The organism is Primorskyibacter sp. S187A, assembly GCF_049800955.1.
GTDB lineage: Bacteria > Pseudomonadota > Alphaproteobacteria > Rhodobacterales > Rhodobacteraceae > JAKVBH01.
This window is the reverse complement of sequence record NZ_JBNAGA010000001.1, coordinates 641,760-667,818: the sequence shown is the minus strand read 5'-3', so window position 1 is coordinate 667,818 and position 26,059 is coordinate 641,760. Positions and strand designations below refer to the sequence as shown.

Sequence of the window (26,059 nt, the reverse complement as noted above, 5' to 3'; positions counted from 1 at the left end):
TTGCCCCGCAGACCAGAGGCCGCGCGATCAGCCCGCGCACCTGCGCTCAGGCGGCGCGGGTGCCTTCGGCCAGCGTTGCGAGTTTTGCATAGGCGATCTCGGGGTCCACAGCGCCGAAGCCTGCAAACGTCCCGAAGCCGCAATCGGAGCCTGCGATGACGCGGTCCCGCCCGACAATCTCAGCAAAACGCTGAACCCGTTGCGTCACGACATCGGGGTGTTCGATGAAATTCGTCGTTGTGTCCACAACGCCGGGGACCAATACCTTGTCGTCAGGGATTTCGGCCTTGCGGTCGCGAAACACGGTCCATTCATGGGCGTGGCGCGGGTTTGACGTCTCGAAGAGGACATAGCGCGATTTCGTGGCCATGAGTGTCGAGAAGACCGTATCCATCGCAATATCGCAGCAATGCGGACCCTCGTAATTGCCCCAGCAGATATGCACGCGCACCTTCTCGGCGGGCACATTCTGCAACGCGTGGTTGAGCGCTTCGACATGGGAGGCCGCGATCTTGAGGAACTCGGCGTCGGAGAGATCGGCAAAGAGCATATGCCGCGAGAGCGCGAGATCGGGGCAATCGAGTTGCAGATCGAGGCCCGCGCCCACGATGGTCTCGTATTCGTCCTTCATCGCATCTGCCAGCGCTGCGAGATACGCTTCCCGGTTGGGATAGTGATCGTTTTGCAAAAAGAGCGAGATGACGCCCGGGGAGGCGGCATTCATGAAGCCGCGTTCGACACCATGGGTGGCCATCGCCGCCTTGAGGTTGTCGATGTCCTTTTGCAGCTCGCCCTGCCCCTTGCTCTTGACCTCGCCGGTGCACATGGGGCGCGCGTATTGCGGCGTGCCGCCATCGTCGGCGAGGCGTTGCAGGAAGCTGGGAAACATCTTGAGGTCCGCCGGTGCATTGCGCGGACTGTCGCCGGAAAAGCCGGTGTAGCGGTCCTTGACGTAGGTCGCGTAGGAGATCTTGGAGGTCTCGCCATCGGAGACGATATCGATCCCCGCCTCCGCCTGTTTGCGCACGGTTTCGGAGACTGCCGCTGTCATGCAGGCGTCAAAGGCCGCCTCGTCATAGGGTTTCTCATGCTCGCGGGCGAAGATGAAATCAACGACCTCCTGCGTGCGGGGCAGCGAGCCTACGTGGGTTGTCAGAATGGTCATGATGTCCTCTCCGTTTTGATCTGTTGTCAGCTGACTAATTTGGGAAACCACCCTCGGCAAGGTTGGCGTAAAGTTCGATAATGTGGGGCGCACTCCTTGGATTCACGCTACCTCTGGCGAAATGAAATGAAGCCCTCACAAGTTCTTTTTTGTGGCTTGTTGATCGAAGATCCACCTCACCAAGCACAACTTGAAGAAGAGTTTTCAATGCATACTGCGATCTGGACACATCAGAGTCGAATTCCTCGATATCGAAGAGCCGATACCAAGTAGCTAAATCTGTTGGAGACGCGCACAGAGCAGGATAGTCGTCGGGCGTGCAAATCCTTGCCCAGGACAACAGCGCGACCAACCCAAACTCAGCTTCCCCAGTTAGTACGTTGTTATTGATCTGTCGCACACCTTGTATCAAACGCTCGATATCGCGCATAGAGGGACTGAATTTAAGACAGCCGCGTTCGAGTGTTCTTAACGCGTAAAGCGCCACGCCATTCTGGTCATTCGAAAGCGTGGCGATGGAGCGATAGTATCGGGCGGTTTCTGCAACCTTCGATGACAAGGGAACACGTACATCGAAGAACCTTTGTAGATACTTCGAGCCAGAGAAGCCTTCCCCGTAGTGGCCTTTGATTACCTCGGACAATTCGGCATGATTCACGCCAAACAAAAACGAGCAATTCGCGCCTTCGAAGAGGTGTTTTGTTCTTTCCAGAGTTTGCACTGCAAATTCGGGGCGACATCGATCAAGTTCATCAACAATGACCAAAAGACGATAGTCAGGCTCAGTCTCCTTCTTGGTTTCAACAAACTCGTTGATGGCTTCGATGAAAGCATCGATGTCTCGTTGCTTCTTTTGGTAGCTCTCAATTTGAGATGCAACGGCCCCCGCTAGTGCGCCAGCTTCACGCTCAATTTCGTCTTCTAGCGCACCATTCCACTCGGCGCTTGCGAGTAACCCACCTGTTGCAAGGCGAATTCCGATCCTTGTCGCAGCCCCCATGATCTTACGACCGATGACTTTGGCGTTCGATGTGCTTTGGCCCTCACCCAGACCCAAATCAGCGACGATAGCTCCGATAAGCGGCAAGAACGCCTCATCATTGTGATCATGCCGAAAAGCATCATAGTAGACCACCTGCCATTTACGTTCCCGTTTCGCATTGCTGACCAATTGTTTCAGAAAGTAGGACTTACCTGCTCCCCAAGGCGCGTCTAAAGCCAACGTCATTCCGCTTGGCTCCGCGGCAACATCCAACAGTGTCTTCGCCAGTTGTTTGCGAACAGGAAAGTCTTCTGAGAGCTCAATACTTGGATCAGGGTCTTTTCTCGGCATGATCTTGCATGGGGCCTTGAGCTGTTTGATTTCGTGTTCGGTTAGGTGAAATACTCATGCCAGTTTACGCGCCATGAGAACGCTGTGGCGGTCGGTCTCGGGGTCTTCGGCGAGAAAACCTGTCAGGCGCATGCCGCATTGCTCAAGCACTGTCGCGTATTCCGCCGGTGACAGCGAGGCGTGGTAGACAGGCGCGCCGCCGACGCTGCCCATGGCCTCGCCCGCATCCGGCCCCACGGTGATCAGCAGCGATCCTCCCGGAACCAGATGGCGCGCCATGCGTGGCAGACAATCCCGCTGCTCGTCGGGTGTGAGATGAAAGAAACTGTCCCAGGCAATCAGACCGTCAAACGTCTCTCCAAGCTCGAAACTGCGCATGTCGCCTGCCCGCCAATCGCCCTCGGGCCACCGCTCCCGCGCAATGCGCAGCATCGCCTCGGCCCAATCCACCCCCGTCACGACAAAGCCTTCGGCCTTGAACCATGACGCGATGGGCTGGCCCGTCCCGCATCCCAGATCGAGGACACGGCCGCCGGGCTTCAGGCAAGCCGCAAAACGCGCCAGCCAGCGCGCCTCGAAGAGCGAGCGGGAGCGCTGTGCGTCATAGGCGGCGGCCTGCGCTTCATAGACATCGCGGTTGGCGTCAGATGCCGTCTCACTCATGGCTGTGCCTCGTTTCGCGCGTCGGCCGCAGGCGCGTCTTTGGCAGGCCCCTCCTTGGCAGAGCTCTGCGTGGTGTCGTCTGGATGTCCGGCCCCTTGCGTTTCTGGCGATGCAGCATAGGACGCGCCGTAGACCAGCAGATTGCCATCGGGATCCACGGTATGGGCCTCGATCATCCCCCAGGGGCGGCGGACCGGCGGCACGTAGCGCGGGATGCCCTCGCGCGGCAGATCGACCCCGGCCCAGGCCTGTCGCAAGACATCGCCATCCACCACCCGCACATAAGCGGAGAGGTCGGAGTTCTCAGGCGCAGGCGCGTGCGCCGCGTCAGCGCGGTGAAAGTGCAGCTCGACCCCGTCGCCCCGCAAGATCAGATAGCCCTCCGCCTCATAGCGTGCCACGGCGCGGTAGCCGAACGACGCATAAAACGCGGTTGTGCGATCAAAATCCCGGGCCCTGAAAATGGGTGCGACGGTGAGGAGCTGTGCCATGTCTCAACCCTGCCAGGTCAGGCCCGGCGCATCATTGGTGGCCACAACGCGGTAGAGCCCGGCATCGCCCGTCATGGAGGGCATCGCACGATGGGCCAGGCCTTCGGGGATCGACATCGTGTCACCCGGCGCAAGAGTGGCGCTGCCGCCGTCCCATGTGACCTTCCAGTGCCCCGTGACAGGCATGAGAACGGAGGGTTTGTCATGGGCGTCCATCGTGTCACTGGCGGAGGCGCGTGTGATGAAATCCACCTCAAAGCCCGGCTTGTCGCGCAAGAGCCCTGTCTCGCCGATGACCTTGCAGGGGCTCTTGTCGGCCAGCGCGTGCATGTCCCAATAACGCGCCACGTGGTTGGGCAGGACCTCCGCCGTGCTGGGCTCTCCGCGTTTGGCCAGCTCTTCGTCAGACATCAGCGGCATGGGGGTCACACCCTCGGGCAAGGCCTCGCCGCGCTTTGTGTCATAGAGTTTGCCAGTCTCTGCGAGGATCAGCCCATGGGCCTGCGCCTCCTCGATCACCTGCGGCGCCCACATCACACCGCCGCCGGCATCATCGCCGCCAAGGATGGCCATGATCATTCCGTAATCCGTCCCGATATTCTCGAAGCCGCGGAAAACGCCCGTGGGGATGTTGAAAATGTCGCCCTTCTCCAGAACAACTTCGCCCGCATCGCCCCAGCGGCCCCAGAAGAAGCGCCAGCGGCCCGAGAGCACGAAGAAGACCTCCGCCGTGCGGTGATCATGCAGGGAGTTGCGGCACTTGGGCGGCTGGCCTGCGGCACCGATGTTGAAGCCGTGGGGCAGCGCGATATGCACGTGCTGGTCGGGGCTTTCAGAGACGCCGCCGCCGATGATCGTGAAGTTTTCCTTCTGGTCCGATCCGGGCGTGTGGGCGTCGATGAAGGCGGTTTTGCAGGGTTGCAAATCGCCGTAGCGAACGATGCGGCTTTCCATGTCTTGCGGTGTCATAATCTGGTCCTCGTGTCTTGAGCTGTCTGAAATCGTTTGGTGTTTCAGATTGATGGCCCGGGCGGATGCGGGTTGAGCCGCTCGGAACGGCGGCTTTGAAAGAGACTGTGCAAGCGCCGCAGCGCTTCTGTGTCACCCATGCTGTACTCCATGGGCCGCAAAATCCGCCGCGAAGGCCGTGAACAGATGCTGCCACCCGCCCTCGTGTTCGGCCTTTACATCACGCCCCGTCGTGTCGATGACCTGCGACGTGCCCGTGATGCGCGTCCCGGTGTCTGTCGCGTCAAAACGCATCGTCACCTGCATGATCATCGTTGTGGCCCCGCCAAACGTACCCGATATCTGGGCCACGCTCAGGTGTGGGCTGTCAAGCACGAGGATGCGTTGGGTCATGTGACCGACGACCGCGCCGTCATGCGTGATTTCGATTTCTTCTACGCCGCCCGCTTCTGGCGCAAAATTCAGGTAGCGCATGCCGCTGCCCTCCGGGGCTTCCCAACGCAGGCGGCTGTTCGGGTCATGCCAATGGGCAAAGACGGCCTCGGGCGGGGCCGGAATGTCGATCTCGGCTGTGATATGGGCGAAGAATGGCGGCATGGATCAGCCCGCCTGCATGAGGATCTGCTTCCAGATCGCGATTTCGTCATAGAGGGCAAATTCACGGCGCAGGCCGACGCCGTTTGGCCCGAAAGGTCCGAACTCGGCGTGGCACATGCCAAAGACATGCACGCGCGCGCCGGTTGGGCGGCCGAATGTGCCCCAGCCGTCATGGACCCCATCAAGTGACCAGCGGATCGCAGCGCGGGGGGAGAGCATGTCGGCATCCATGCCGATCTGATGGTGGATCTTGAACTCCGCATTGGGAAAGGACGAGCGCAGCCCGACCCAGAACGCGGTGACCGCTTCGCGCCCAAACGCGGTCTGGGCCCCGGCATATTCACCGACCACCGCACGGTCGTAGCTGTCGTGGATATGGGTGAAATCCTTGTCCATGATGCGACGCAGCGTGTTGGCATAGCGCTCGCCCCAGGCGTTGTCATTGCCCGTTCCGTGGTAATCGCCCGGGATATCGTTCTCCGGCAGGAAAACGGGCTTTGCAGCCTCCGGCCCGCCTTCACGCATGATCAGCTCTCCGGCGAAATCGCGCGGATCCATACCCATCTGGCGCACGATGCCACCGTAATCGCGCACAAGCCATTCATCGTAGATCGTGTCTTCCTTGGCCGCGCAATCCGCGATCACACGCACCACCCAATGCTTGCCGGAGGCCGGGCCAAACTGGCCATCGCGGGTATGGGTCGCTTTGGTGATCAGGCGATGCGAGGACAGGAGGCCATGCTCGGGGTCATCGGAGAAGATGACGTCTTCGCCATAAAGCTCACGATCCGGGAACTCCGCGATTGTGGCCATGGTCGAGGCGATGACCTCCTGATTGCCACGCTGAATGCCCATGGGGGAGCGGACCGGGATGTCATCGCTGTAGTAGTGGTTGAGCGTGGCCACACCACGATCTTCCCAGATCTCTTTCGTGATCTTGATGATGTAATCGGGAAAATCCTTAAACTGGTTCGAGAAGCCTTTCATGACGTCCATCCTTTGGGAATGCGGGCGGAGCCGCGTATTACGAGAGGGGTATCCAGCGCAACATTGCGCGGCTGTGCACCCGGGGTATCGATCTGTTCAAGCATGATGTCGACGGTCTGTTCGACCATACGATTGGCGCGTTGGCGCAGGGTCGTGAGATCATAGGCGGCCCAGGCCGCAGGCGGGACATCGTCAAACCCAATGACAGAGACATCCTCCGGCACGCGCAAGCCCAGCTCCCCGCGCACCACATCCAATGCGGCAAACGCCATATGATCATTGGCCACAAAAATCGCATCCGGCCCGGGACCGGGCCCTTCGAAAAGCGCGCGGGTGGCCGCCTTGGCCTCTTCCATCCGGAAATTCCCCACGCCGCGCCCATGCAGCGCCAGACCATGGGCGCCAAGCGCCGCCCGCAAACCAGCCTCGCGCCCCACCTGAGTAGAGGCCTTCTCCCAGCCTGCGATATAGGCGATGCGCTGGTGGCCGCCTGCGATCAGAAACTCCCCCGCCAGCCGCCCGCCTTCAAAATTGTCTGACGCCACGGATGAGACCCCCTCCGCCCCATCGGTCCGGTTGAAGAGCACCACAGGCACACCCGCCTCGTGGCAGCGATCCGAGAGCTGGGAGGATAGCGCGACTGAGGCCGCAATGATCCCATCCACTTGATAATCCAGAATTTCCTCGACCACTTCATCAATGCATTCCGCGGTCTGCCGCGCCATGAAAACCAGCACGTGATAGCCCCGCGCCTGCAAGGCATTGGAGAGTTTCTCAAGCGCTTCAGGGTAGAAGTAATTGTCGAGATAAGCGACCACGAGCCCGATGATCTGGCTCCTGCCCGAGACCATGGCGCGCGCCAAAACATTGGGCCGGTAGCCCAACTCCCGCGCGGCATTGCGCACTTTCTCTGCCGTTGCAGGCGAGGCGCTGGCCCCCGGCGTGAAGACACGACTGACCGCGGATTGGGAAACTCCCGCCCGCTTGGCCACTTGCAGAGACGTGACCTTCTCACTGGCATCGCGTCGCATGGCCATCAGTCCGCTGTCCACCCCCCGTCGATGAGGAGGGATGTCCCGGTGACCATGGCGCTGGCATCGGAGGCCAAATACAGCACCGCGCCCATGATATCCTCCACCTCGCCAATGCGCGGCAGCTTGATCTTGGAGAGCACCCACTCGACCATCTCCGGGCGCGAAAAGGTCTGCTCGGTCAGCGGCGTCTTGATGAAGGTGGGGCAGATCGTGTTGATGCGCACATTCTTCTTGCCCCATTCGATGGCCATCGCCTTGACCATCCCCTCGACGCCCCATTTCGAGGCGCAATAGACCGCGCGTTCCAACCCGCCTACATGGCCCATCTGCGACGAGATGTGGATAATCGAGCCGGGCTTGCCCGCCTCCATCAACGCCTTGGCGGCATGCGATGACAGGAAGTAAGCCCCGCGCAGGTTGATCGACATCACAGCGTCAAAATCGCCGGGATCGGTCTGGGTTGCGGGAGAATGCCGCGCCAGCCCGGCGGAATTCACAACGATATCAAAGGGGTCCGAGAAGGTGTCCGCCACGGCATCAAGATCGGTAATATCAAGGGACAGGCCCTGGGCCTCATATCCAGCCGACCGGATCGCCTCCGCCGCCCCTTCAACCACATCAGCACGCCGCGCCGCGATCGTGACGGAGGCACCGGCTTCGGCCAGCGCCACCGATGCACCCAGCCCGATGCCTGTGGCCCCGCCGGTGACAAGCGCACGCTTGCCGCTGAGGTTGAACGTCGGTGTTTTCGGTAATGTCGTCATGCCGCTCTCCCGGTTTCCGGATCAAACCCCGCCCGCGCCTTGTTGAACTCGCGCATACGGGCCAGAACATCGACCCCAAGCTGGCGGTAGAGATCCAGTTGATCCAGCAAAACCCAGTTTTCCCGGATCATCCCGTCTTCCACGCGCCAGAAATCGAGGCTGCACATCGTGACCTCGCGGCCCCCCGGCGCAATCCCCATCCAGCCGTCATGGCTCAGCGTCTGGCGCATATTGGGCCAGCCTGTGACCCCGACGTACTCGCCCTGCGCAAAAAAGTGGTATGTCATCAGAGACTTGTAGCTCCCCCGATCCGGCATGGCCGCAAGGAAGGGGATCTGGTGCCAGTGGCGAAAGCCGCGCACCCCGCGCATCGAACCAATGCCAGCGGGGCCGTACCAGTTGAACCGAGGATGCCAAAAGCGCGCCATTTCCATGACCTCGGGCCCGCCCTCCGCCGGATGCCGCCCCATATGGGCCAGCATATCAAGGACAAGCGTCTTGGCCGCCGCCCCTTCGCCCGTGTGAGGCCCCAGCCCGTCTTGCGTCGCAGGCCCGGGCACAAAGAGCTCACGCCCCAGCGATGGCGCCATGGGCCAGGCCCCCGCCTGCATCATGAGTTCCGGCACATCCCAGATCGCCTGCACCTCCACGACCCGGCCCTCAACAACGCGGTAGAACTCATGAAATCGCATATGGGCCAGATGCCCCGTGGGGGGAATATCGTGGAAAGGCGCGCTGAACGTGCCCAGGTAATGGCCCGCACAACCGACCCACTCATGGCCATGATCATCGCGCCCCGCGATCACAATCCAGTCGCGCCGCTCCAGATCCGGCATCGCAGCAAAGAGCGGCGCGTAGGCCCGATCATATAGCTCCGCTGCCGGTATCTCCCCCATGGGATGGCTCAGATGCACCATCGCATCCGGCGCAAAGGCCCGCGCCAACGCCGACCGCACAGGTCCTTCTTCAAAGGTCCCCATCGCGGCGCGAAACGCGGCGGTGATATCTTCTCTCTGTGCCATCTTCATCTTGCCAGAAAAACTCCGGGGGAGGCCGCAGGCCGGGGGCAGAGCCCCCTATTCCGCCGCCTCCCGATAGGGCGCCGCAGCACCATAGGGGACGTTGATCCCGCCATAGCGGCGGACGCGGACATTGCATTGCTCCGCATGGCCCACGAACCCTTCGAGCATGCACAGCCGCGAGCCGTATTCACCGATCAGCGTCGCCGCCTCATCGGTGGTGACCTTCTGATAGGAATGCGTCTTGAGGAACTTCCCGACCCAGAGCCCGCCCGTGTAGCGCCCGGCCTTCTTAGTGGGCAGCGTGTGGTTCGTGCCGATCACCTTGTCGCCATTGGCCACGTTTGTGCGGGGCCCTAGGAAAAGCGCGCCATAGGAGTGCATCTTCTCCAAATACCAATCATCGCGATCCGTCATGATCTGCACATGCTCATAGGCCATATCATTGGCCACCTGGAGCATCTCCTCATGGGTGTCGCAGAGGATCATGTCGCCATACTCTTCCCAAGAGGTGCGCGCGGTCTCGGCGGTGGGAATGATCTCGAGGAGCCGGTCGATCTCGCGCAGGGTCTCTTCGGCGAGCTTGCGCGAATTGGTGATCATCGCGGCCGGCGAGTTGTAGCCATGTTCGGCCTGCCCCAGCAGGTCTGTCGCGCAGAGCTCCGCGTCCACCGTGTCATCAGCGATGACCATGGTCTCAGTGGGGCCTGCAAAGAGGTCGATGCCCACGCGGCCGTAGAGCTGGCGCTTGGCCTCAGCCACAAAGGCATTGCCGGGGCCTACGAGCATATGCACCGGATCAATCGTCTCGGTGCCCACAGCCATGGCGCCCACGGCCTGAATGCCGCCCAGCACGTAGATCTCATGGGCCCCGCCCATCTTCATCGCGGCCACAATCGCGGGATGGGGCTCGCCGTTCACAGGCGGCGCGGAGGCCACGATGCGCGGCACGCCCGCCACGCTCGCGGTCAGCACCGACATATGCGCCGAGGCCACCATGGGGAACTTGCCGCCGGGCACATAACAGCCCACCGATTGCACGGGGATGTTCTTGTGGCCCAGGATCACGCCCGGCATGGTCTCCACTTCGATGTCGGTCATGGAGGCCCGCTGCGCTTCGGCGAAGTTGCGCACCTGGGTCTGGGCGAAGCGGATGTCCTCCATGTCGCGGGTTGAGACCTTCTGCATCGCCGCTTCGATCTCGCTCTCGCTCAGACGGAAGGAGGGCCGTGTGAAGCCGTCGAACTTCTGGCTCAGATCCGAGATCGCCGCATCGCCGCGTGTCTCGATGTCTTTCAGCGTCGCCTCGACCGTGGCGCGGACCTTGGCATCATCCTCGGCGCGCTCGTCCTGCGGTTTGGACGTCTTGAGATACTCGATTGTCATGTCATCCTCCTAATCTGCCGAGACCTTGCGCGGCCCCGCAGCTACCCCGTGGTAGCCTTCAAAAATATCAACACCCATTTGCAAAAGCACGTCGGGAATGTCGACAAAAACCCAGTTTTCCACCAGAAGATCGCCCTCGCGCCGCCACCAGTCGCAGACGCGCATGAAGAGCCGCTGGCCTTTGGGGTCCTGCCCCAGAAAGCGCCCGATCTGCACACCGGTGAGCGAGGGCCAGCCTGCGGTGCAGATATAGGGACCATCGGCAAAGCGTGTGGCGTGCACGGTCATGCCATTGCCCGAAGCGCCGCCGGACCAGCCGCCGAACGCGCCCTCGAAGGGCACCTGAAAACTGGCGAAGTGTTCGATGCCCACGAAGCTGCCAAAGGCGGCGGGGCCGTACCAGACCATGTTGTCATGCCAGTAGGGCCGCCACGCCTCGTCCTTGGTCGCGAGAGAGCGCAGCATCTCGGTGACCATGGTCACGCTCTTTTCAGTCTCCGCCGGGTCCGCGGCGGGACGGTTGATCCCATCCTGGCTTGCGGGCCCCTGGATGAGGCCAGTATAGCCGCGCGTCAGACCGGGGCTCTCGGCGATAGGCCATTGCCCCGCCGCGATCATGAATTCAGGCAGATCGAGGAAAATGTAGCTCTCAACCGCCCGGCCTGCTTCCATGCGGTGGAACTCGCCAAAGCGAAGATAGGCCAGCCGTTCCGTGGCGCGGATGCCCAGCCAATCCTTGCCAAAATGGCCGGCATAATAGCCTGTGGCGCTGATCCAATCACTGCCTTCGAACTGGCCTTCCATGACGATATCATCGCGACGGAAGAAACCGTCGAGCGCCTCTTGCAGCGGCGCGATGACGGCGTCGTGATAGGCTTCAGCTCCGGTGCAGGTGTTGAACGGATGCACGACATGGATGGCCGCTTCGGGCGCGTAGAACGCGGCGATGGATGGGCGGAAGTCACCGGGGTGACGTTGGGCGGAGCGCAGCGTGGTGAGCGGCGCAAGACGAGATTTGGTCATGACAGACCTCCTTTGCAGATATGTGAGAGACTTGGGCGCGGCACTGCCGCAGGCCCTGCTCTCATCACTGCAAAAGGAATCCGCCCCGCCCGGCGCGACCGGCGCGCCAGCACACGCAACCACCCGGCACGGGCCGTGGCGGTCAGGCTGGCAGCACCTGTGGCGCGCCGGATCTGTGGGCGGAGGTCAGTCATGGGCGCGGCGGGGTTTTCTCGCCACGGTCAAATGCTTCCCAGCCTTCGCCGTTGAACACATCCACGCCAAGCTGGGCCAGCACATGCGGGAAATCGACCATCACGTAATTGTCGGTGATGCGCCCGTCCTCGACCTTCCAGAAATCCATGTAGCGAATCTCGATGCGTTTGCCGGTGGGCGCTATCCCCATGAACGTGCCGGAATGGGTGGCTTCCTGCCGGCCAAAGGCGGCCGCCCATTCACCCATGAAGAGCCGCGCCTCATCCACGCAGACCTTGTCGGAAAAGGCCGCCTGAAAAGGGCGCTGCCAATTGTCCTGGAACTCGGTCAGGCCGGTCTTGGTGCCGCAGCCGGTATTGCCCATCCAGCGGAAACTCTCGGCGAAGAACTGGCCGATGTCATCGATGCGGTGGTCGTTGAGACCATCCACCATGCCTTCGATCACAGCGCGGGTTTCGTCCGTTTTGGACATGTCAGTGTCGCGCGTGAGCACGGCTTGTTCCGGACGGGAGCCCTTCATGGCAAACCTCGTGTTTTGCGTATTTTTGGCCAGAAGAAACAGGAGGGCGCGCTCATGCGGCATCCTCCGCGATAAACTCCGCGCCGCGATAGCCGATCATCATCGAAGGCGCATTGGTATTGGCGGAGGTGACATTTGGCATCACGGAGGCATCCGCAACCCAGAGCCCCTCGGTGTCTTTGACCGCCAAACGATCGGTGACGGGCCCACCCAGGGCAAGCGTGCCCACAGGATGATAGGCTGTGCCTGCGCTTTGGCGGATATGCGACCGCAGCGCCTCACCGGTGATTTCTGCGCCCGGCTGCGCCTCGGCGGCGCGGCGGGGGCCAAAGTCGGCTTGCTCCAGCAGATCGCGCAGCCGCTCGAGCCCGGCGTGCAGTGTGTCGAGGTCGCTCTCATCTTTGAAGAGGCCCAGATCGATCACCGGGGCGGCGCGGCCATGGCTGTTTTTGAGGGTCAACCGGCCGCGCGATTTTGGGCGACAGACCACGACATCGGCGAAGTAGCCGGATTTGAGCGCGTATCTGTTCCCGGTCCAATCAAGATGGAAGGGAATGAAGTGGCTCTGCACATCGGGTTCTGCGCAGTCACCGCGGGCATTGAAAAAGGCTGCGGCCTCCACTGTGGGGGAGGCAAGACGCCCCGTGCCCATGCCGTAATACCGGAAAGGGGCCGCGAGCCAATCGAGCCATTGCGCGGGTTCGAGCCCGTAGCCGGAGCCCGGGGCGCAGAAGTGCAGTCCGCAGCCCGGGTGGTCGTGGAGGTTTTCGCCGACCTGTGGCGCGTCGCGGCGGACATCGATCCCGTGGTCGCGCAAGTGATCCGCCGGGCCAATCCCGGAGCGCATGAGGATGGCCGGGCTGGCCAGAGACCCCGCGCTGAGCACGACGCCCTTGGCCGCGTAGAGCTCTTCGCCACTCACGAGGCGGACACCTGTGGCGCGGTCTCCTTGCCAGAGCAGCCGGTCCACCTGAGCGCCGGTTTTGATCTCGACATCCGGGCGGCGGCGCAGGAAGGCATCAGCTGCGGAATTGCGACGCCCCATGATGAGGTTGTGGGCGCAGACCCCAGCGCTCTCATACTCGGGGGTCGGGATGGCTTGGCCGTTGGAGCCCAGCATTGGCGCCAGCCCCTCGGAGAGCGGATGGGCGCCTGTCATGCGCGTGGGGCGGAGTTTGGCTTCCACCGCTTCAAAGGCCGGCTCGAGGTCGGCGTAGCGCCAGCCAGGCCTGTCCCAGTCATCGAAATCCGCCGCTCTGCCGCGAAACCACACCATGGAATTGATCGAGCCCGAGCCGCCCAGCATCCGGCCCCGTGGCACGGAGATCATGCGGCCACCGGCATGCTCTTGGGGGGAAGTCTTCCAGGCCCAATCGCGGTTTGAGCCCATGAGCCACATGAGCGCCATGGGCATGGAGACCAGCGGATGACGCTCCGAGGGGCCTGCTTCAAGGACCATGACAGAACCTGCCTTACGGCGGGACAATTCAGCCGCCAGAACGCAGCCCGCAGAGCCGCCGCCTATGACGATAAAGTCTGTCATCAGATATGTCGGAATAGGCTGCACGGCCCCGGCCCAGCCTGTCTCAAGACCTGAAGGAGCGCCACCTTGAGGTTTGACCCAGCCAAGCGGTAACGGGGCAAAGGGAAGGCACGCTTTCGCGGAGCCGCCCGTTCGGACCTCAAAACGTCCACTGGACGTTTTGGTTTCTGCGAAACACCGTGCCAACCCCGGGGCTCCGCCCGTTCGGACCTCAAAACGTCCACTGGACGTTTTGGTTTCTGCGAAACACCGGTCCTCACCCCTTAACAGCCCCTGCCGTCAGACCAGAGACGATCTGGCGCTGGAAGAACATGACGAGGAAGAACAACGGCACTGTCGCGGAGACCACAGCAGCCACGGCAAACATCACGTTGCCTTCGGTCTGGGTTGTGCCGAGGAAGGCTGCGATCTCGGGGATCATTGTCCGATTGCTTTCGCTCAGGACCAGCGCTGTGACGGCGAAGTCATTATACGCGAGCAGGAAGGAGAACAGCCCCGTCGTGATCACGCCGGGCCACATGACCGGGATGATCACGAAGCGGAAGGCCTGAAAGCGGGTGCAGCCATCGACCATGGCGCTTTCATCGAGATCCTTGGGGATCTTCATGAAGAACGAATGCAGCATCCACAGCGTGAAGGGCTGGTTGATGGCCACGAGCACGATGATCGCCGTGGGCAGGTAGCCCCAGACGTTCCAGTCAAAGAAGACCGGCAGGTAGCCCGAGACCAGCGTGAGCGGCGGCATGGCACGGAAGATCAGCGCGATGAGAAGCAGCCAGAAGACGTATTTGTGGCCCGAGCGCGAGAGCGCGTAGCCGCCCAACGTGCCCAGCGTGAGCGAGATCGTGACCACGAAGAAACACACGATGAACGTGTTGAGCGTGGCGCGCCAAAATTCATTCTCGATCCATGCTCCGGCATAGCCCGCATCGGTGAAGGGCCCGCCATGGGTCGCTTCCGTGCGCGGCCCGGTAAGCGCGTTGGTCCAATCGGAGATGGAGAAGAAATCAAGCTCGACCTTGAAGCTGCCCCAGAGCGTCCAGAAGAACGGGAACGCCGCCGCCAGAAGCCATGCCGTCAGCAGGACATAGATCGCGATCCGCAGGCCAAGGGGCTGTTCTTGCGCTTTGCTTGCCATGGCTCAGGCCTTTCCGTTGAAGTCACGCCACGTCCGCACCAGCACCGGGCTGAGCAGGATGGCCACGCAGAGGATCGTCAGCACCGAGGTGGTGGCAGCGGCGGATTGCTGAAGCGTCTCGCCGGTCAGATCGTTGTAGATCTTCCAGCTGAGCGAGCGGGCATGGGCCTCGGCGGAAAAGCCAACAATGGGCTCGAAGACGCGGAAATTATCCATCAGCTGGATGAGCGCCACGAAGGTGATGAGCGGCATAAGGTGCGGCACGAGCACGTAGCGGATCTGTTGCCAGCGCGAGGCGCCATCGATCTGCGCGCTCTCCAGCGTATCCTGCGGCACAGTCTGCAGGCCCGCGTAGAAGACCACAAAGGCAAAGGGCGCCGAGGACCAGATCCCGTAAACAATAAGCGAGACCCACATCAGCGGCGTAGACGCCTTGAGCGAGAGGTCGGGATCAGCCGCAAGATAGGAGATCGCATTGCCCAGAATGCCGCGCGCATCGATCATCCAGAAGAGGATCAGCGAGCCCACCAGCGGCGTCACGATCATGGGCAGGAGCGAGAAGAAGATCAGAAAGCCGCGGATTTGGCGCGTCACGGAGTTCACGCCCACGGCGATGAAGAACCCCAGGATGATGAGGAGCGGCGTCACGGTAAACGTATAGGTCAACGTGAAGGCCATCGCGCGGTAGAAGGGCAGATCGTAGAGCTCAGCGCCAAATTCGCCCCAGCTCTCGGAACTGCGCCAGATCTCGCCCACTTCGGAAGCGGCCAGATTGGAGCGGTCGAAGTAGAGCTCAAGCCCGGCAAAACGGCCCAGCGGCGCATCCTCGGCGAGCTTGGCCGTGGCCTCCTGGTCGATTGCGGTTTCGGTGGTGCAGCCGAAGGGGCCACAATTTTCCACCTCCACGATCACGGCTTCATGGGGGAGAAACACCGATTGCATCACCACCGACACGATGGGCGCGAAGATGAAGATCAACATCGCCAGCGCGGTGGGCAGGAAGAACCAGAAGAATGTCTTGTGTTTCATCGCTCAGGCCCCAGACAAGTCTACCGTGAGAAAGGGTGGGATGGGGCGCGGATCATGCGCCCCATCTTTGGCTGCTGCCTATTGCAGGAAGCCGTTTTCCTTGGCCGCTGCGGTATAGGCCGCCTCGACATCCGCCAGCGCGTCTTCCGCGCTCTCATTGCCTTGCATGAAGTCTGTCAGTTCCGCGCCCAGCGCGGTGTGCATCAGACCCATATAGGGCAGCATGGGGTAAGGAATTGTGCCTGATTGCGCGGCCGCAAAGACGCCTGCGGCCTTCTCGGTGGGCTCGTAGCCATCGATCAACCAGACCGCTTGTTCGGCCACCTTGTCCTGATTGAGGATCGACGGGTCGATACCGTTCACCATGGCAAGAAAGGTCGCTTCGGCATCCGCGTCAGAGATGTTCTTGGCCACGGTCCAGCCGTCCCACCAAAGCGTCGAGGCAGGTGTATCACCGCCACCAACGGTCATCGGACCGGCCATTGCCGTATGCTCGACCACGGCAGGCTCCACACCTTCCGCATCGGTCAACACAGCGGCGCGCGAGCCCCACATGTTCATCATCGCGGCATTGCCTGCGCGCCATTCGGCACCGGCGGCGTTGCTGTCATGGGTCAGGAAATCGGGGTTCATGAACTCCGCCAGCGCCTTGAGCATCTCAAGCGTCTTCACGCCCTCGGGGCTGTTGACGTTGGGCTCGGCTGTGCCGTCTTTGAAGAAGGACCCACCCATGCCGAGGTACATGTTGTTGAATTCCTGCGCGAGGTTCCAACCGGCTTTGTAGGCCCCGGTGATGGGATATTGCAGAATGCCTGCGTCGCGGATCTTGCCTGCGACTTCGAGCATGTCCTCATAGGTCTTGGGCGGCTCGGCCCCAACCTGCTCGAGGATATCGGCACGGTAAACAAGGTGCTGGGCGTTGGCCATGAAGGCCACGGCCATCGCCTGACCGTTGATCGTGATGATCTGGTTGGGCTTCAGCGCGGCGCCGTGCTCTGCGATCAGGTCATCGAGCGGGCGGATGACATCGTTGTTCATCAAGGCCACGATGGACGAGTTCGCGATGATCGCGGAGGTATATTCAGCGGGGTTGCCCTGCATGCCGGGCAGGTTGATCGACTGGTGATCCGCCGTGAGATTGGTCGTCACTTCGACACCCTCACCGGCACAAGCCTGCGCATTGGCGCCAACGGTCTGGATCGCGGGGAATTCGTTACCAACGATCGACACGCGACCCTCGGTGATGCCGCAATTGCCCATCGCAAAGGACGCGCCTGCAGACGCGACGAGCGCAACGGCTGCGACTGTGGTTCTCAGAAACATTTATCTCTCCCTGTTTCCTGACGGGTCATTGTTTGACCCTGGTTCGCCCTGCGGCCGCAGGACGTCTTCTTGGGGGCCTAGCCCCCGATCCGCTCACCCGTTTCAGCGCTGAACAGGTGGCAAATCTCGGCGGGGATGTTGAAATGCACGACATCCCCAATCTCTGCACGGTAATCTTTTTGCGCCTTGACGCTGAGATAGGCCTGACCGACGCGGATCGTGGCCATGGTCGCATCGCCCAGAAGCTCCATCGTGTAGACCGGCGCATGGGCCTCGCCGCCGGTCTCGACAATGCTGGCATCTTCTGCGCGAAAGCCCAGCGTGAGCTTGCCGTCCGGGGCGCTGAGCCCCGGGATCGCGATACCTTCCGCATGGAAAGTGCCGCCCTTCATTTCGCCATCCACGAGGTTCATGGCAGGGCTGCCGATGAAGCTGGCCACGAAGGTATTGGCCGGGTTGTCGTAGATATCCGTGGGAGTCCCGACTTGCTGGACCACGCCCTTGTTCATCACGACCACGCGGTCGGCCAGCGTCATGGCTTCAATCTGGTCATGGGTCACGTAAACAGTGGTGACTTGCAGCTCGTGGCTAAGGTTCTTGATCTGCGCCCGCGTCGAGACGCGCAGCTTGGCATCGAGGTTTGAGAGCGGCTCATCCATCAAAAAGACATTGGGTTGGCGCACGATGGCGCGGGCCAGAGCCACACGCTGCCGTTGGCCGCCGGACAGCTCGGCAGGTTTGCGATGCAGGAAATCATCCAGCTCCACCATGGCCGAGGCCCGCATCACCCGCTCATTATGCGTCGCGGGATCCACTTTGCGCACCTTCAGCGGAAAGCGGATGTTCTCGTACACGTTGAGGTTGGGGTATAGACCGTAAGACTGGAACACCATCGAGATGTCGCGGTCCTTGGGTTCCTTGTCATTCATCCGCTCACCGCCGATGATGATGTCACCCTCGGTGGGATCTTCCAGCCCGGCGATCATGCGCATGGTCGTTGTCTTGCCGCAGCCCGATGGCCCGAGCAAAACCAGAAACTCGCGGTCGGCGATCGTCATGTCGAAATTGTCGACACCCACGAAAGAGCCCCACCGCTTGGAGATGTTGCGAAGCTGGATTTCAGCCATGGTCCTGGAGCCCCCCGGTCGGAATCAGGTTTTTTGCATACGCTTGCAAAAAGGCTAGACTTTGGTGCGGCATCTTGGCAAGGATTTTCTTGCAAACGTATGCAAAGTGAGCCAAATGCCTGACTTCCAAACAGAAAAAGATCTCGTACGCGCAGCGCACCGTGCCATCGATTCCGCCGGGGCCGAGGCATGCTCTGCCGCGCTGGCCATACATCTCAGCCCGCAGTGCCACTGGCGCGGCTATGCGCCTTTTTATGAGCAGATCGGGCCGGAGGCCATTGCAGAGAGTTTCTGGGGCCCCTTCAAAAGGGCCTTCAGCGCGCAAACCCGCCGCGAGGATGTCTTCTTTGCCGGGAAAAACGAGATCGACGGGTTCGCGGGCACGTGGGTTGTCTCGATGGGTCATCTCATGGGGCTTTTTGATGCGCCGTGGCTGGGCATCCAGCCCACGGGCAAAATGGCCTTTTTGCGCTACGCCGAGTTCTGCAAGGTCGCGGACGGGCAGATCACCGAGGTCGCCTTCTACATCGATATCCCGCACCTGATGATGCAGGCCGGTTTGCAGCCCTTCCCGCCCCAGACCGCCGCCCATCTTGTCCAGCCGGGCCCCGCGACCCATGATGGCTTGCTCTTTGATCCGCAGGACGCGGCGGAGGGGGAGGCCACGCTGGCGCTGATCAACTCCATGATCTCCGATCTGGGCAGTTGGAACCTCGGGTTGCCGCTGGAGGAAGAGCTGCGCCGAACATGGGCGGAGGATATGATCTGGTGGGGCCCTGCCGGGATCGGGGCGACCTACACGATCGAGCGCTACGCCAAGCAGCATTCCGGCCCTTTCCGCGCCGCATTCGGGGATCGCTCCTCGACCGGCCATGTGGCCCGCCTGGCCGAGGGTCACTACGGCGGCTTTTTTGGCTGGCCCAATTTCACCGCGACACACAAGGGCGGGTTCATGGGGCTGCCCGCGGGGACGCCTGAGCGGCCCGCCGAGTTTCGCGTCATCGACATTTACCGCCGCGAGGGCGACAAGCTCGCGGAGAACTGGATCTTCATCGACATGATCCACTTCCTGCGCACGCAAGGTGTCGATATTCTCGCCCGCATGGCAGAGGTGCCCCGCACATGACACGATATATTGACGCCCACCACCATCTCTGGGATCTGGACGCCGTCCATTATCCCTGGCTCATGGCCAAGGGGACGCCGCGCTTTTTCGGCGATCCCGCCCCGATCCAGCGCAATTACCTGCTGCCTGAGTTCCGCCGCGAGGCCAGCACCCATGGCATTGCAGGCTCTGTGCACATACAGGTCGGAGCCGAAGACGGGATGCGCGAGGCCCGCTGGGTGCAAGAGGTGGCCGAGGCCAGCCCCGACTGGCCGATGGCCCAGGTTGTGTTCTGTGATCTGACAGCGCCCGACCGCGAGGCGCAGCTGGATGCATTCCAGAAGCTCTCGAGCGTGCGCGGGGCGCGGCAGATCGTGGGCCGTGCGCCCGGCGAAGACGCGGCCACCGGCACCAATGCGCTGCTAGACGATCCTGCCTTTCTCAGCGGCTTGCAGAGCCTCGCCGCGCGCGGTCTGTCCTTTGATCTGCAGCTGATCCCGGAGCTCATGGAGAAAACCGCCGCTGTGCTGGCGCAGGTGCCCGACACATCCGTGGCGCTCTGCCATGCAGGCTCCCCCCATGAGCGCAGCGACGCCGGTCTCGCCGCCTGGGCAGACGCGTTGCAGACCCTCTCCCGCCAATCACAGATCACATGCAAACTCTCCGGTCTCGGCATGTTCGAACACGACTGGACCGAAGAAAGCCTGGCCCCCATCGTGGCCGAAGTGCTGGCGCAATTTGGGCCGGACCGGGTGATGTGGGGGTCCAACTTCCCGGTTTGCTCGCTCAGTTCCGACTACACCCGCCTCTTCACGACGATGCAGAAGCTTGTCCCGCAAGACATGCATGCCGCCGTGTTCCATGATACCGCCGCCGCCTTCTATGACCTTCACCTTTGAAACCGAAATCCAGCCCGACTGGATCGATTACAACGGCCACATGCGCGACAGCTACTACGGCCTGGTCTTTTCGCTGGCCGTGGATGCCTTGCAGGATGAGGTTGGATTTGATGCCGTCTACCGCGAGAGCACAGGCTGTACGATCTACCTCCTCGAGGGCCATACGTCCTTTCTCAGAGAGGTAAAGGTGGGCGCTTTGGTCCGGGTCGAGACGCAGGTGCTGGGCGTCGATGCCAAGCGGTTCCATCTCTATTGCGCCATGTATGAGGGTGAGAAACGGGTCTCGGTTGGCGAGTTCATGGAGTTGCATGTCCGCCAAAAGCCAGCCCCGCACGCCGCGCCCATGCCCCCGGAGATTGCAACGCGCCTGCAAGCGGCTCTTGTGACGGACGACGAGGCGCGCGCCCTGCCCCATCGCGCACGGGCTTTGCGCGCCCTCTCAACTGGCGGAGCCTGAGCCGGGCCATCCGCCGCCAGACGCGCATCACTCAACAGGTCACAGGTCACAAAAACAGCTCATCGTCGCAAAGGCGCGGGTCCCGCCGTCGCTTCGTGAGATATTCGCAGTCTTGGGGCCGGTGTTGGTTGGGGAAGAGGGACGTGCCCCCCCGACCCAGAATGCGCCGCAAGGCGTGCGCGTCGGTCGGGCGGCGAGCAGCGCGCTTTGCATGCTGTTTGCGGGAGGGGGTATTGGTAGCGGAGGAGGGACTTGAACCCCCGACACGCGGATTATGATTCCGCTGCTCTAACCAGCTGAGCTACTCCGCCAGAAGTGCGGGCGGATTACGCGGAGAGCGCGCGCGCGTCAAGCGCAAAACTGCACGCAGACCGCTTTTATCGCCGCGTTAACCTCGCTAGGCTTGCTGCACATTTGAAGACTGGAATTCTGCCCATGTTGCGCATTGCTTTGATGCTCCTCCTCCTCGCCGCGGCGCTGCCCGCCCTGGCACAGACCGAGGAACAACCCACCGGTACAATCACCGTAGACGACAGCGCCGAGAAGGACGCCGCCATCGCGGTGCGGATTCGCGAGATCCTGAGCGAGCTCGACGGGTTTGACGATGTGACCGTGACCGTGTCCTCGGGCATCGTCACCTTGCGCGGCACGGCGCTGGATGCGGCATCCGTAGGTCGGCTCAACGAGATTGCGGGCCGCGTCGAAGGCGTGGTGGCCATTGAAAACGAGGTGAGCGAGACCACGGATGTGGTGCGGCGGCTTAACCCGGCCGTCGAGCGGTTCATGGGGCGCATGACGCAGATCGTGGCCTTTCTGCCGCTTGCAGCCGTGGCGCTGACGGCGTTTCTCGCTGTCGTGTTTCTGGGCTATCTGGCGGCGCGCATGCGCTGGCCCTGGAACAAGATCGCGCCCAATGCCTTCATTGCGGATATCCTGCGCACCATCGTGCAGCTTGCCTTTGTCGTGGGCGGGCTTGTTGTGGCGCTCGATATCCTGGGCGCGACGGCGCTTTTGTCGACCATTCTGGGGGCTGCGGGCATCGTGGGTCTGGCCATCGGTTTTGCGGTCAAGGATACGGTGGAGAACTTCATCGCTTCCATCATGCTCTCGATCCGCCAGCCCTTTCGGCCCAATGACACGATCGAGATCGGCGGCGATCTGGGCAAGGTGATCCGGCTGACCTCCCGCGCGACGATCCTGCTCAGCTTTGATGGCAACCACATCCGCATCCCCAACAGCACCGTTTTCAAGAGCCGAATCGTGAATTATTCGACCAATGACGAGCGGCGCTTTCTTTTTGATGTTGGTGTCGCGCCTGACAGTGATTTGGCCCGCGCCGTGCAGATTGCGCGGGAGACGCTGGAGGCCCTGCCCTTCGTGCTTCCCACGCCGGCGCCCAATGTCTGGGTTGAGGCCATTGGCGACAGCACAATTGCCATCAGGCTAACCGCTTGGATCGCTCAACACGAGACGTCATTTGTGGCCGCGCGCGGGGAAGCCATTCGCAAGGTCACGGGCGCTCTGGGTGCCGCGGGCATTGCCATGCCGGAGCCGACCTACAGGCTCCTTACCCCGCTGGCACCACCCGCCGGCGCAGCTGCAAGCGCTCCCGCCCCTGCGCCGCAGCCCGCCGCCGCAGCATCTGGCGAGGCTTTGGATGTCGAGGCGCGGATGGATCAGGAATTGGAGGCCATCGTCGAGGGCGAGCGCGCCGAAACCAGCGCAGATGACCTGCTGACAGAGGCTGCGCCGAAAGAATGACATCCTGCGCTGCAATGAGACGCATTTTTTCGCAGCTCAGCCCTTGAAAGCATGCAACGGGTGAAGTAGATCACCGCTCACAGTTGGGATGTAGCCAAGTGGTAAGGCAACTGTTTTTGGTACAGTGTACCGTAGGTTCGAATCCTACCATCCCAGCCATTTTTCTTTGATCACACAAAAAGACGTCAGTGACGCGACTGGCGTGGCATTGGCCTCGAAGGTGCGAAGGGCCGAGACCACCTGCCCACGTTGCGCCTCGGACGGAAAGGTCACGATCTCGGGATCTTCCATCGCATCTGCATCCCGTGCCAGATCGGAGTTGAACAGGTCGGGCTCAAACGTTGCGGCCTTCGCCGCCGAGTGGAGCGCCTCGAGATGTCCCATCAGAGGTCCGAGCGGATCGAAGCAAGCCAGAAAGTGTCCGACACTTCGTCCGCGCGTTCAGCCCCGCCCACCAGACGCAAACGCCGCCTGAGATTGAGGCCTCGCATTCACCTTGTTTGGGACCGTCCCGGGTCCAAAACCGCGATTGGTGCGGCTCCAGCCAAAACGGGCGCGGCCATAAGGCCGGCTGGCAGGTCGCGCAAGACCGATCTGCTGCCTTATCCGTCGCAAATGCTCTCGCACGCAGTGATCTTTCGCGCTAGCACGGGACCAATCTGGATCTGCCACCGGCGCGGCGTCGTGTGGCAGGCAATAGCAAGGCAACAGGACGGGTCACATGGACAACGCAAATCAATTCTACATCAATGGCGCTTGGGTTGCGCCGCAGGCCGGCACCGATTTCGCGGTGATCGACCCGTCGACAGAGGAGGTCACCGAAACGATCTCTCTGGGCGGGCAAGCTGACACCGATGCCGCCGTCGCCGCCGCCAAGGCTGCTTTTGGCAGTTGGCAGCGCTCCACCAAGGCCGAGCGGCTCGAGCTCATGCAGACCATCCTTGATGTCTATATGAAGCGCTCGGACGATATGGCGGGCGTGATCAGCCGCGAGATGGGCGCGCCCATAGATATGGCGAAGGTGCAGCAATCGGGCACCGGCTCGTACCACCTCAAGGCCTTCATCGATGCGCTCAAGGATTTTGACTTCGAAGGCCCCCTGCGGCCAGGCGAGGAAGACACGCATATCATCAAAGAGCCCATTGGCGTCTGCGCGCTCATCACGCCGTGGAACTGGCCCATGAACCAGATCACACTCAAGGTGATCCCGGCGCTGGCCACGGGCTGCACCATGGTGCTCAAACCCTCCGAGCAATCGCCGCTCTCGGGCCTGCTCTTCTCCGAGATCATGCACGAGGCGGGCGTGCCTGCGGGCGTTTACAACATGCTCAACGGCGATGGGCCGGGCGTGGGCAGCCAGCTCTCCGCCCACAAAGACGTGGACATGGTCAGCTTCACCGGCTCCACCCGCGCGGGCCGCGCCATCACCATCGCCGCCGCCGATACAATCAAGCGCGTGAGCCTTGAGTTGGGCGGCAAGGGCGCCAATATCGTCTTCGCCGATGCCGATCCCAAGGCGATCAAACAGGGCATTATCCGGTGCTTCAACAACACCGGCCAATCCTGCAACGCGCCCACGCGCATGCTCGTCGAGCGGTCGCGCTATGATCAGGCTGTCGAGGAGGCCAAGGCCGCCGCCGAGGCCACGCGTGTCAATGCCGCCGCCGAAGAAGGCCGCCATATCGGCCCGCTCGTCTCGGAGATGCAGTTTACCAAAGTGCAAGACCTCATCCAGCGCGGGATCGACGAGGGCGCGCGTCTCGTCACGGGTGGGACCGGGCGGCCCGAAGGCCTCAACCGGGGCTTCTTCGTACGCCCCACCGTCTTTGCCGATTGCACCAATGACATGGATATCATGCGCGAGGAGATCTTTGGCCCCGTGCTCTCTATGATGCCCTTTGACAGTGAAGAAGAGGCCATCGCCATTGCCAATGACACGGATTACGGCCTGACCAATTACGTCCAGACTACAGATCCCGAAAAGGCCCGGCGTGTCGCGCGCGCGGTACGCTCTGGCATGGTGGACATGAACGGCAAGGGCCGGGGCGCAGGGTCTCCCTTTGGGGGCATGAAGCAATCCGGCAATGGCCGCGAGGGCGGTGTCTGGGGGCTGGATGAGTTCCTGGAAGTCAAAGCCATTGGTGGCTGGCCCGTCGCGTAAATCAACAAAGGCGGGGCGCGCGGATATGCGCCCTGCCCTGACAGTAAAGGCGTTCTGTAGTAGCGTCGCGCTGCGATGCACGGAGGCCGATATGTCAGGAACTGACGCACAAAAACCCATCACCGGCGGCTGCAAATGCGGACGCATACGGTATGCGGGCCTGCGGTCTGACGCGGCCATGTTTCGCTGTCACTGCCGCGACTGTCAGCACCTGACGGGGGCCGGACATGCCGATATGGTGCCACTGCAGCGCGCATCCTTCGAGATCAGCGCGGATTGCACGATCTACGAGATGAGAGGCGGCTCTGGCCAGCCCACGTTCAGCGGCTTTTGTCCCGGATGTGGGTCGCAGATATTCCGCCGCAGCACGCGCATGCCGGATCGCATGTATGTCCATGCCGCGTCGCTGGACGACCCCACGATTTATGCACCTGACATATCGCTTTATCCAGAGGCCGCGCAGCCCTGGGACCGAGACAGCATTATCCAGAAGGTCAGTTGAAAGCATGGCGATCCCGGACGGAAATGAACCTTCCACCTGCTGACCAAACATCATAAAGACAAATTACCATATTATTTCAATATCTTACAAGTCCCACAAAGCCGCTCATCCCCTCGCCTGCATCAGCCATGGCGAGTGATAGCTCCAACCCGTCTGACCCAGGGCTGATCAACGGCACGTGGATTGCCGGAGAGAGAAAAAAGCCCCGCTGCTTTTCAGCAACGGGGCGGCACTCGTACGAACACACACGGGTATCCATCAGACCTTGGCCAGAATTTCATCTACCTTGGCGCGCACTTCATCCTTCGACTGGCCGACTTTCTGTTGCAGCTTGCCGATCAATTGCTCGCGATCTCCGCGCGCTTCTTCGATGTCGTCGTCGGTGAGATCACCATAGGCTTCGCGCACCTGGCCTTTGATTTCCGTCCATTTTCCTTCGATGCGATCTTTGTCCATTGTCCTATCCTTTCCTTGGTGTCGGTTTGGGGTGTCGATTGGGAGCAAGGGTGGGGTCGCGTTAGTTGGACGCGAGTTCCTCGTCTTCCTGCGGCGGGGTCACCTCGAGCTGGGGCACGGTCACGGTGACCTCTTCCTCGGTCATCTCAATACTGCCGACATCAGCGTCGAAGCTGGGCAGCTGGCCTCCGTCAATCGAGATCTCCGGCAGGCGGGTCTCTTCGGTTTGGGTAATGTCGACCATGTAGATGCCAAAGCCGATGGCCGCGGCAACAATGACACTACCAAGTACAACTGCGGTTTTCATATCTAAACCTCCATTGATTTCAGTGGATTAACGCGTCCGGGCGGTCATGGTTCCGTATTTTTCAAAGTATTTTCGCGATGCGCATTGCGGTAGAAAGGGGCAATG

Annotated in this window: 27 protein-coding genes and 2 tRNA genes; 7 read left to right on the top strand and 22 right to left on the bottom strand. The window is 61.6% G+C overall.

Features of this window, described 5'->3' with window-relative positions; all coding sequences use genetic code 11:
* Positions 1-46 precede the first annotated feature (46 nt).
* The 18 genes from ACP15S_RS03460 to ACP15S_RS03375 form a co-directional block, all read right to left on the bottom strand.
* The gene (locus tag ACP15S_RS03460; RefSeq protein ID WP_425038179.1) at positions 47-1,165 is read right to left on the bottom strand and encodes a cobalamin-independent methionine synthase II family protein; all 1,119 of its coding nucleotides are present in this window, start codon (positions 1,163-1,165) and stop codon (positions 47-49) included.
* Positions 1,166-1,199: 34 nt separating this feature from the next.
* On the bottom strand, positions 1,200-2,498 hold the full coding sequence (locus ACP15S_RS03455) for a KAP family P-loop NTPase fold protein (protein ID WP_425038178.1): 1,299 nt from the start codon (positions 2,496-2,498) through the stop codon (positions 1,200-1,202).
* Between the two features lie 54 nt (positions 2,499-2,552).
* The gene (locus ACP15S_RS03450) at positions 2,553-3,161 is read right to left on the bottom strand and encodes a class I SAM-dependent DNA methyltransferase (protein ID WP_425038177.1); all 609 of its coding nucleotides are present in this window, start codon (positions 3,159-3,161) and stop codon (positions 2,553-2,555) included.
* Positions 3,158-3,652 carry a bleomycin resistance protein gene (locus ACP15S_RS03445; RefSeq protein WP_425038176.1) on the bottom strand — a complete coding sequence of 165 codons (495 nt, stop codon included), beginning with the start codon at positions 3,650-3,652 and terminating at the stop codon, positions 3,158-3,160. Before ACP15S_RS03445 ends, ACP15S_RS03450 begins: the two co-directional genes overlap by 4 nt.
* 3 nt (positions 3,653-3,655) lie before the next feature.
* Entirely contained in the window at positions 3,656-4,621 is a 966-nt protein-coding gene (locus tag ACP15S_RS03440) for a cupin domain-containing protein (RefSeq protein WP_425038175.1), read from the bottom strand.
* A gap of 132 nt (positions 4,622-4,753) precedes the next feature.
* Positions 4,754-5,218, bottom strand: coding sequence for an SRPBCC family protein (locus ACP15S_RS03435; protein ID WP_425038174.1), 465 nt, complete (start codon positions 5,216-5,218; stop codon positions 4,754-4,756).
* A 3-nt stretch (positions 5,219-5,221) separates the two neighbouring features.
* Entirely contained in the window at positions 5,222-6,205 is a 984-nt protein-coding gene (locus tag ACP15S_RS03430) for a nuclear transport factor 2 family protein (RefSeq protein ID WP_425038173.1), read from the bottom strand.
* Positions 6,202-7,242, bottom strand: coding sequence for a LacI family DNA-binding transcriptional regulator (locus tag ACP15S_RS03425; RefSeq protein ID WP_425038172.1), 1,041 nt, complete (start codon positions 7,240-7,242; stop codon positions 6,202-6,204). The genes ACP15S_RS03430 and ACP15S_RS03425 overlap by 4 nt, the downstream gene beginning before the upstream one ends.
* Positions 7,242-8,003, bottom strand: a complete 762-nt coding sequence (locus tag ACP15S_RS03420) for an SDR family NAD(P)-dependent oxidoreductase (RefSeq protein ID WP_425038171.1) — start codon at positions 8,001-8,003, stop codon at positions 7,242-7,244. Before ACP15S_RS03420 ends, ACP15S_RS03425 begins: the two co-directional genes overlap by 1 nt.
* Positions 8,000-9,025, bottom strand: a complete 1,026-nt coding sequence (locus ACP15S_RS03415; RefSeq protein WP_425038170.1) for an ester cyclase — start codon at positions 9,023-9,025, stop codon at positions 8,000-8,002. The genes ACP15S_RS03420 and ACP15S_RS03415 overlap by 4 nt, the downstream gene beginning before the upstream one ends.
* A gap of 54 nt (positions 9,026-9,079) precedes the next feature.
* Entirely contained in the window at positions 9,080-10,408 is a 1,329-nt protein-coding gene (gene hisD / locus ACP15S_RS03410; protein WP_425038169.1) for a histidinol dehydrogenase, read from the bottom strand.
* Positions 10,409-10,417: 9 nt separating this feature from the next.
* Entirely contained in the window at positions 10,418-11,431 is a 1,014-nt protein-coding gene (locus tag ACP15S_RS03405) for a hypothetical protein (protein WP_425038168.1), read from the bottom strand.
* 190 nt (positions 11,432-11,621) lie between these two features.
* Positions 11,622-12,146 (bottom strand): ester cyclase, encoded by a 525-nt coding sequence (locus ACP15S_RS03400; RefSeq protein WP_425038167.1) that lies wholly within the window; start codon positions 12,144-12,146, stop codon positions 11,622-11,624.
* Between the two features lie 52 nt (positions 12,147-12,198).
* Complete coding sequence (locus tag ACP15S_RS03395) at positions 12,199-13,689, bottom strand: GMC family oxidoreductase (protein ID WP_425038166.1); 1,491 nt, start codon at positions 13,687-13,689, stop codon at positions 12,199-12,201.
* Positions 13,690-13,945: 256 nt separating this feature from the next.
* Positions 13,946-14,827, bottom strand: coding sequence for a carbohydrate ABC transporter permease (locus ACP15S_RS03390; protein WP_425038165.1), 882 nt, complete (start codon positions 14,825-14,827; stop codon positions 13,946-13,948).
* 3 nt (positions 14,828-14,830) lie between these two features.
* Complete coding sequence (locus ACP15S_RS03385) at positions 14,831-15,856, bottom strand: carbohydrate ABC transporter permease (protein ID WP_425038164.1); 1,026 nt, start codon at positions 15,854-15,856, stop codon at positions 14,831-14,833.
* A gap of 78 nt (positions 15,857-15,934) precedes the next feature.
* A complete protein-coding gene (locus ACP15S_RS03380) occupies positions 15,935-17,179 on the bottom strand; it encodes an extracellular solute-binding protein (RefSeq protein ID WP_425038163.1) in 1,245 nt (414 codons plus the stop codon).
* Positions 17,180-17,256: 77 nt separating this feature from the next.
* Entirely contained in the window at positions 17,257-18,306 is a 1,050-nt protein-coding gene (locus tag ACP15S_RS03375; RefSeq protein WP_425038162.1) for an ABC transporter ATP-binding protein, read from the bottom strand.
* A 115-nt stretch (positions 18,307-18,421) separates the two neighbouring features.
* On the opposite strand from ACP15S_RS03375, the gene ACP15S_RS03370 reads away from it, so the two are divergent.
* The 3 genes from ACP15S_RS03370 to ACP15S_RS03360 are packed head-to-tail and all read left to right on the top strand — an operon-like array spanning position 18,422 to position 20,767.
* The gene (locus tag ACP15S_RS03370; protein ID WP_425038161.1) at positions 18,422-19,432 is read left to right on the top strand and encodes an ester cyclase; all 1,011 of its coding nucleotides are present in this window, start codon (positions 18,422-18,424) and stop codon (positions 19,430-19,432) included.
* On the top strand, positions 19,429-20,310 hold the full coding sequence (locus ACP15S_RS03365) for an amidohydrolase family protein (RefSeq protein ID WP_425038160.1): 882 nt from the start codon (positions 19,429-19,431) through the stop codon (positions 20,308-20,310). The genes ACP15S_RS03370 and ACP15S_RS03365 overlap by 4 nt, the downstream gene beginning before the upstream one ends.
* Positions 20,294-20,767 carry a thioesterase family protein gene (locus ACP15S_RS03360; protein WP_425038159.1) on the top strand — a complete coding sequence of 158 codons (474 nt, stop codon included), beginning with the start codon at positions 20,294-20,296 and terminating at the stop codon, positions 20,765-20,767. Before ACP15S_RS03365 ends, ACP15S_RS03360 begins: the two co-directional genes overlap by 17 nt.
* A 234-nt stretch (positions 20,768-21,001) precedes the next feature.
* Here ACP15S_RS03360 and ACP15S_RS03355 read toward each other — a convergent pair.
* Positions 21,002-21,078, bottom strand: a tRNA-Met gene (locus tag ACP15S_RS03355).
* Positions 21,079-21,220: 142 nt separating this feature from the next.
* Here ACP15S_RS03355 and ACP15S_RS03350 point away from each other — a divergent pair.
* The gene (locus ACP15S_RS03350) at positions 21,221-22,528 is read left to right on the top strand and encodes a mechanosensitive ion channel domain-containing protein (RefSeq protein WP_425038158.1); all 1,308 of its coding nucleotides are present in this window, start codon (positions 21,221-21,223) and stop codon (positions 22,526-22,528) included.
* Positions 22,529-22,612: 84 nt separating this feature from the next.
* Positions 22,613-22,687, top strand: a tRNA-Gln gene (locus tag ACP15S_RS03345).
* Here ACP15S_RS03345 and ACP15S_RS03340 read toward each other — a convergent pair.
* On the bottom strand, positions 22,673-22,912 hold the full coding sequence (locus tag ACP15S_RS03340; protein ID WP_425038157.1) for a hypothetical protein: 240 nt from the start codon (positions 22,910-22,912) through the stop codon (positions 22,673-22,675). The genes ACP15S_RS03345 and ACP15S_RS03340 overlap by 15 nt on opposite strands.
* A 337-nt stretch (positions 22,913-23,249) precedes the next feature.
* Here ACP15S_RS03340 and ACP15S_RS03335 point away from each other — a divergent pair, with 337 nt between their 5' ends.
* Entirely contained in the window at positions 23,250-24,689 is a 1,440-nt protein-coding gene (locus tag ACP15S_RS03335; RefSeq protein WP_425038156.1) for an aldehyde dehydrogenase family protein, read from the top strand.
* Between the two features lie 91 nt (positions 24,690-24,780).
* The gene (locus ACP15S_RS03330) at positions 24,781-25,191 is read left to right on the top strand and encodes a GFA family protein (protein ID WP_425038155.1); all 411 of its coding nucleotides are present in this window, start codon (positions 24,781-24,783) and stop codon (positions 25,189-25,191) included.
* 258 nt (positions 25,192-25,449) lie between these two features.
* Here ACP15S_RS03330 and ACP15S_RS03325 read toward each other — a convergent pair whose 3' ends face one another.
* Both ACP15S_RS03325 and ACP15S_RS03320 read right to left on the bottom strand, forming a co-directional pair.
* A complete protein-coding gene (locus ACP15S_RS03325; RefSeq protein WP_425038154.1) occupies positions 25,450-25,647 on the bottom strand; it encodes a CsbD family protein in 198 nt (65 codons plus the stop codon).
* A 61-nt stretch (positions 25,648-25,708) separates the two neighbouring features.
* The gene (locus ACP15S_RS03320; protein WP_425038153.1) at positions 25,709-25,954 is read right to left on the bottom strand and encodes a hypothetical protein; all 246 of its coding nucleotides are present in this window, start codon (positions 25,952-25,954) and stop codon (positions 25,709-25,711) included.
* Between the last annotated feature and the right edge of the window lie 105 nt (positions 25,955-26,059).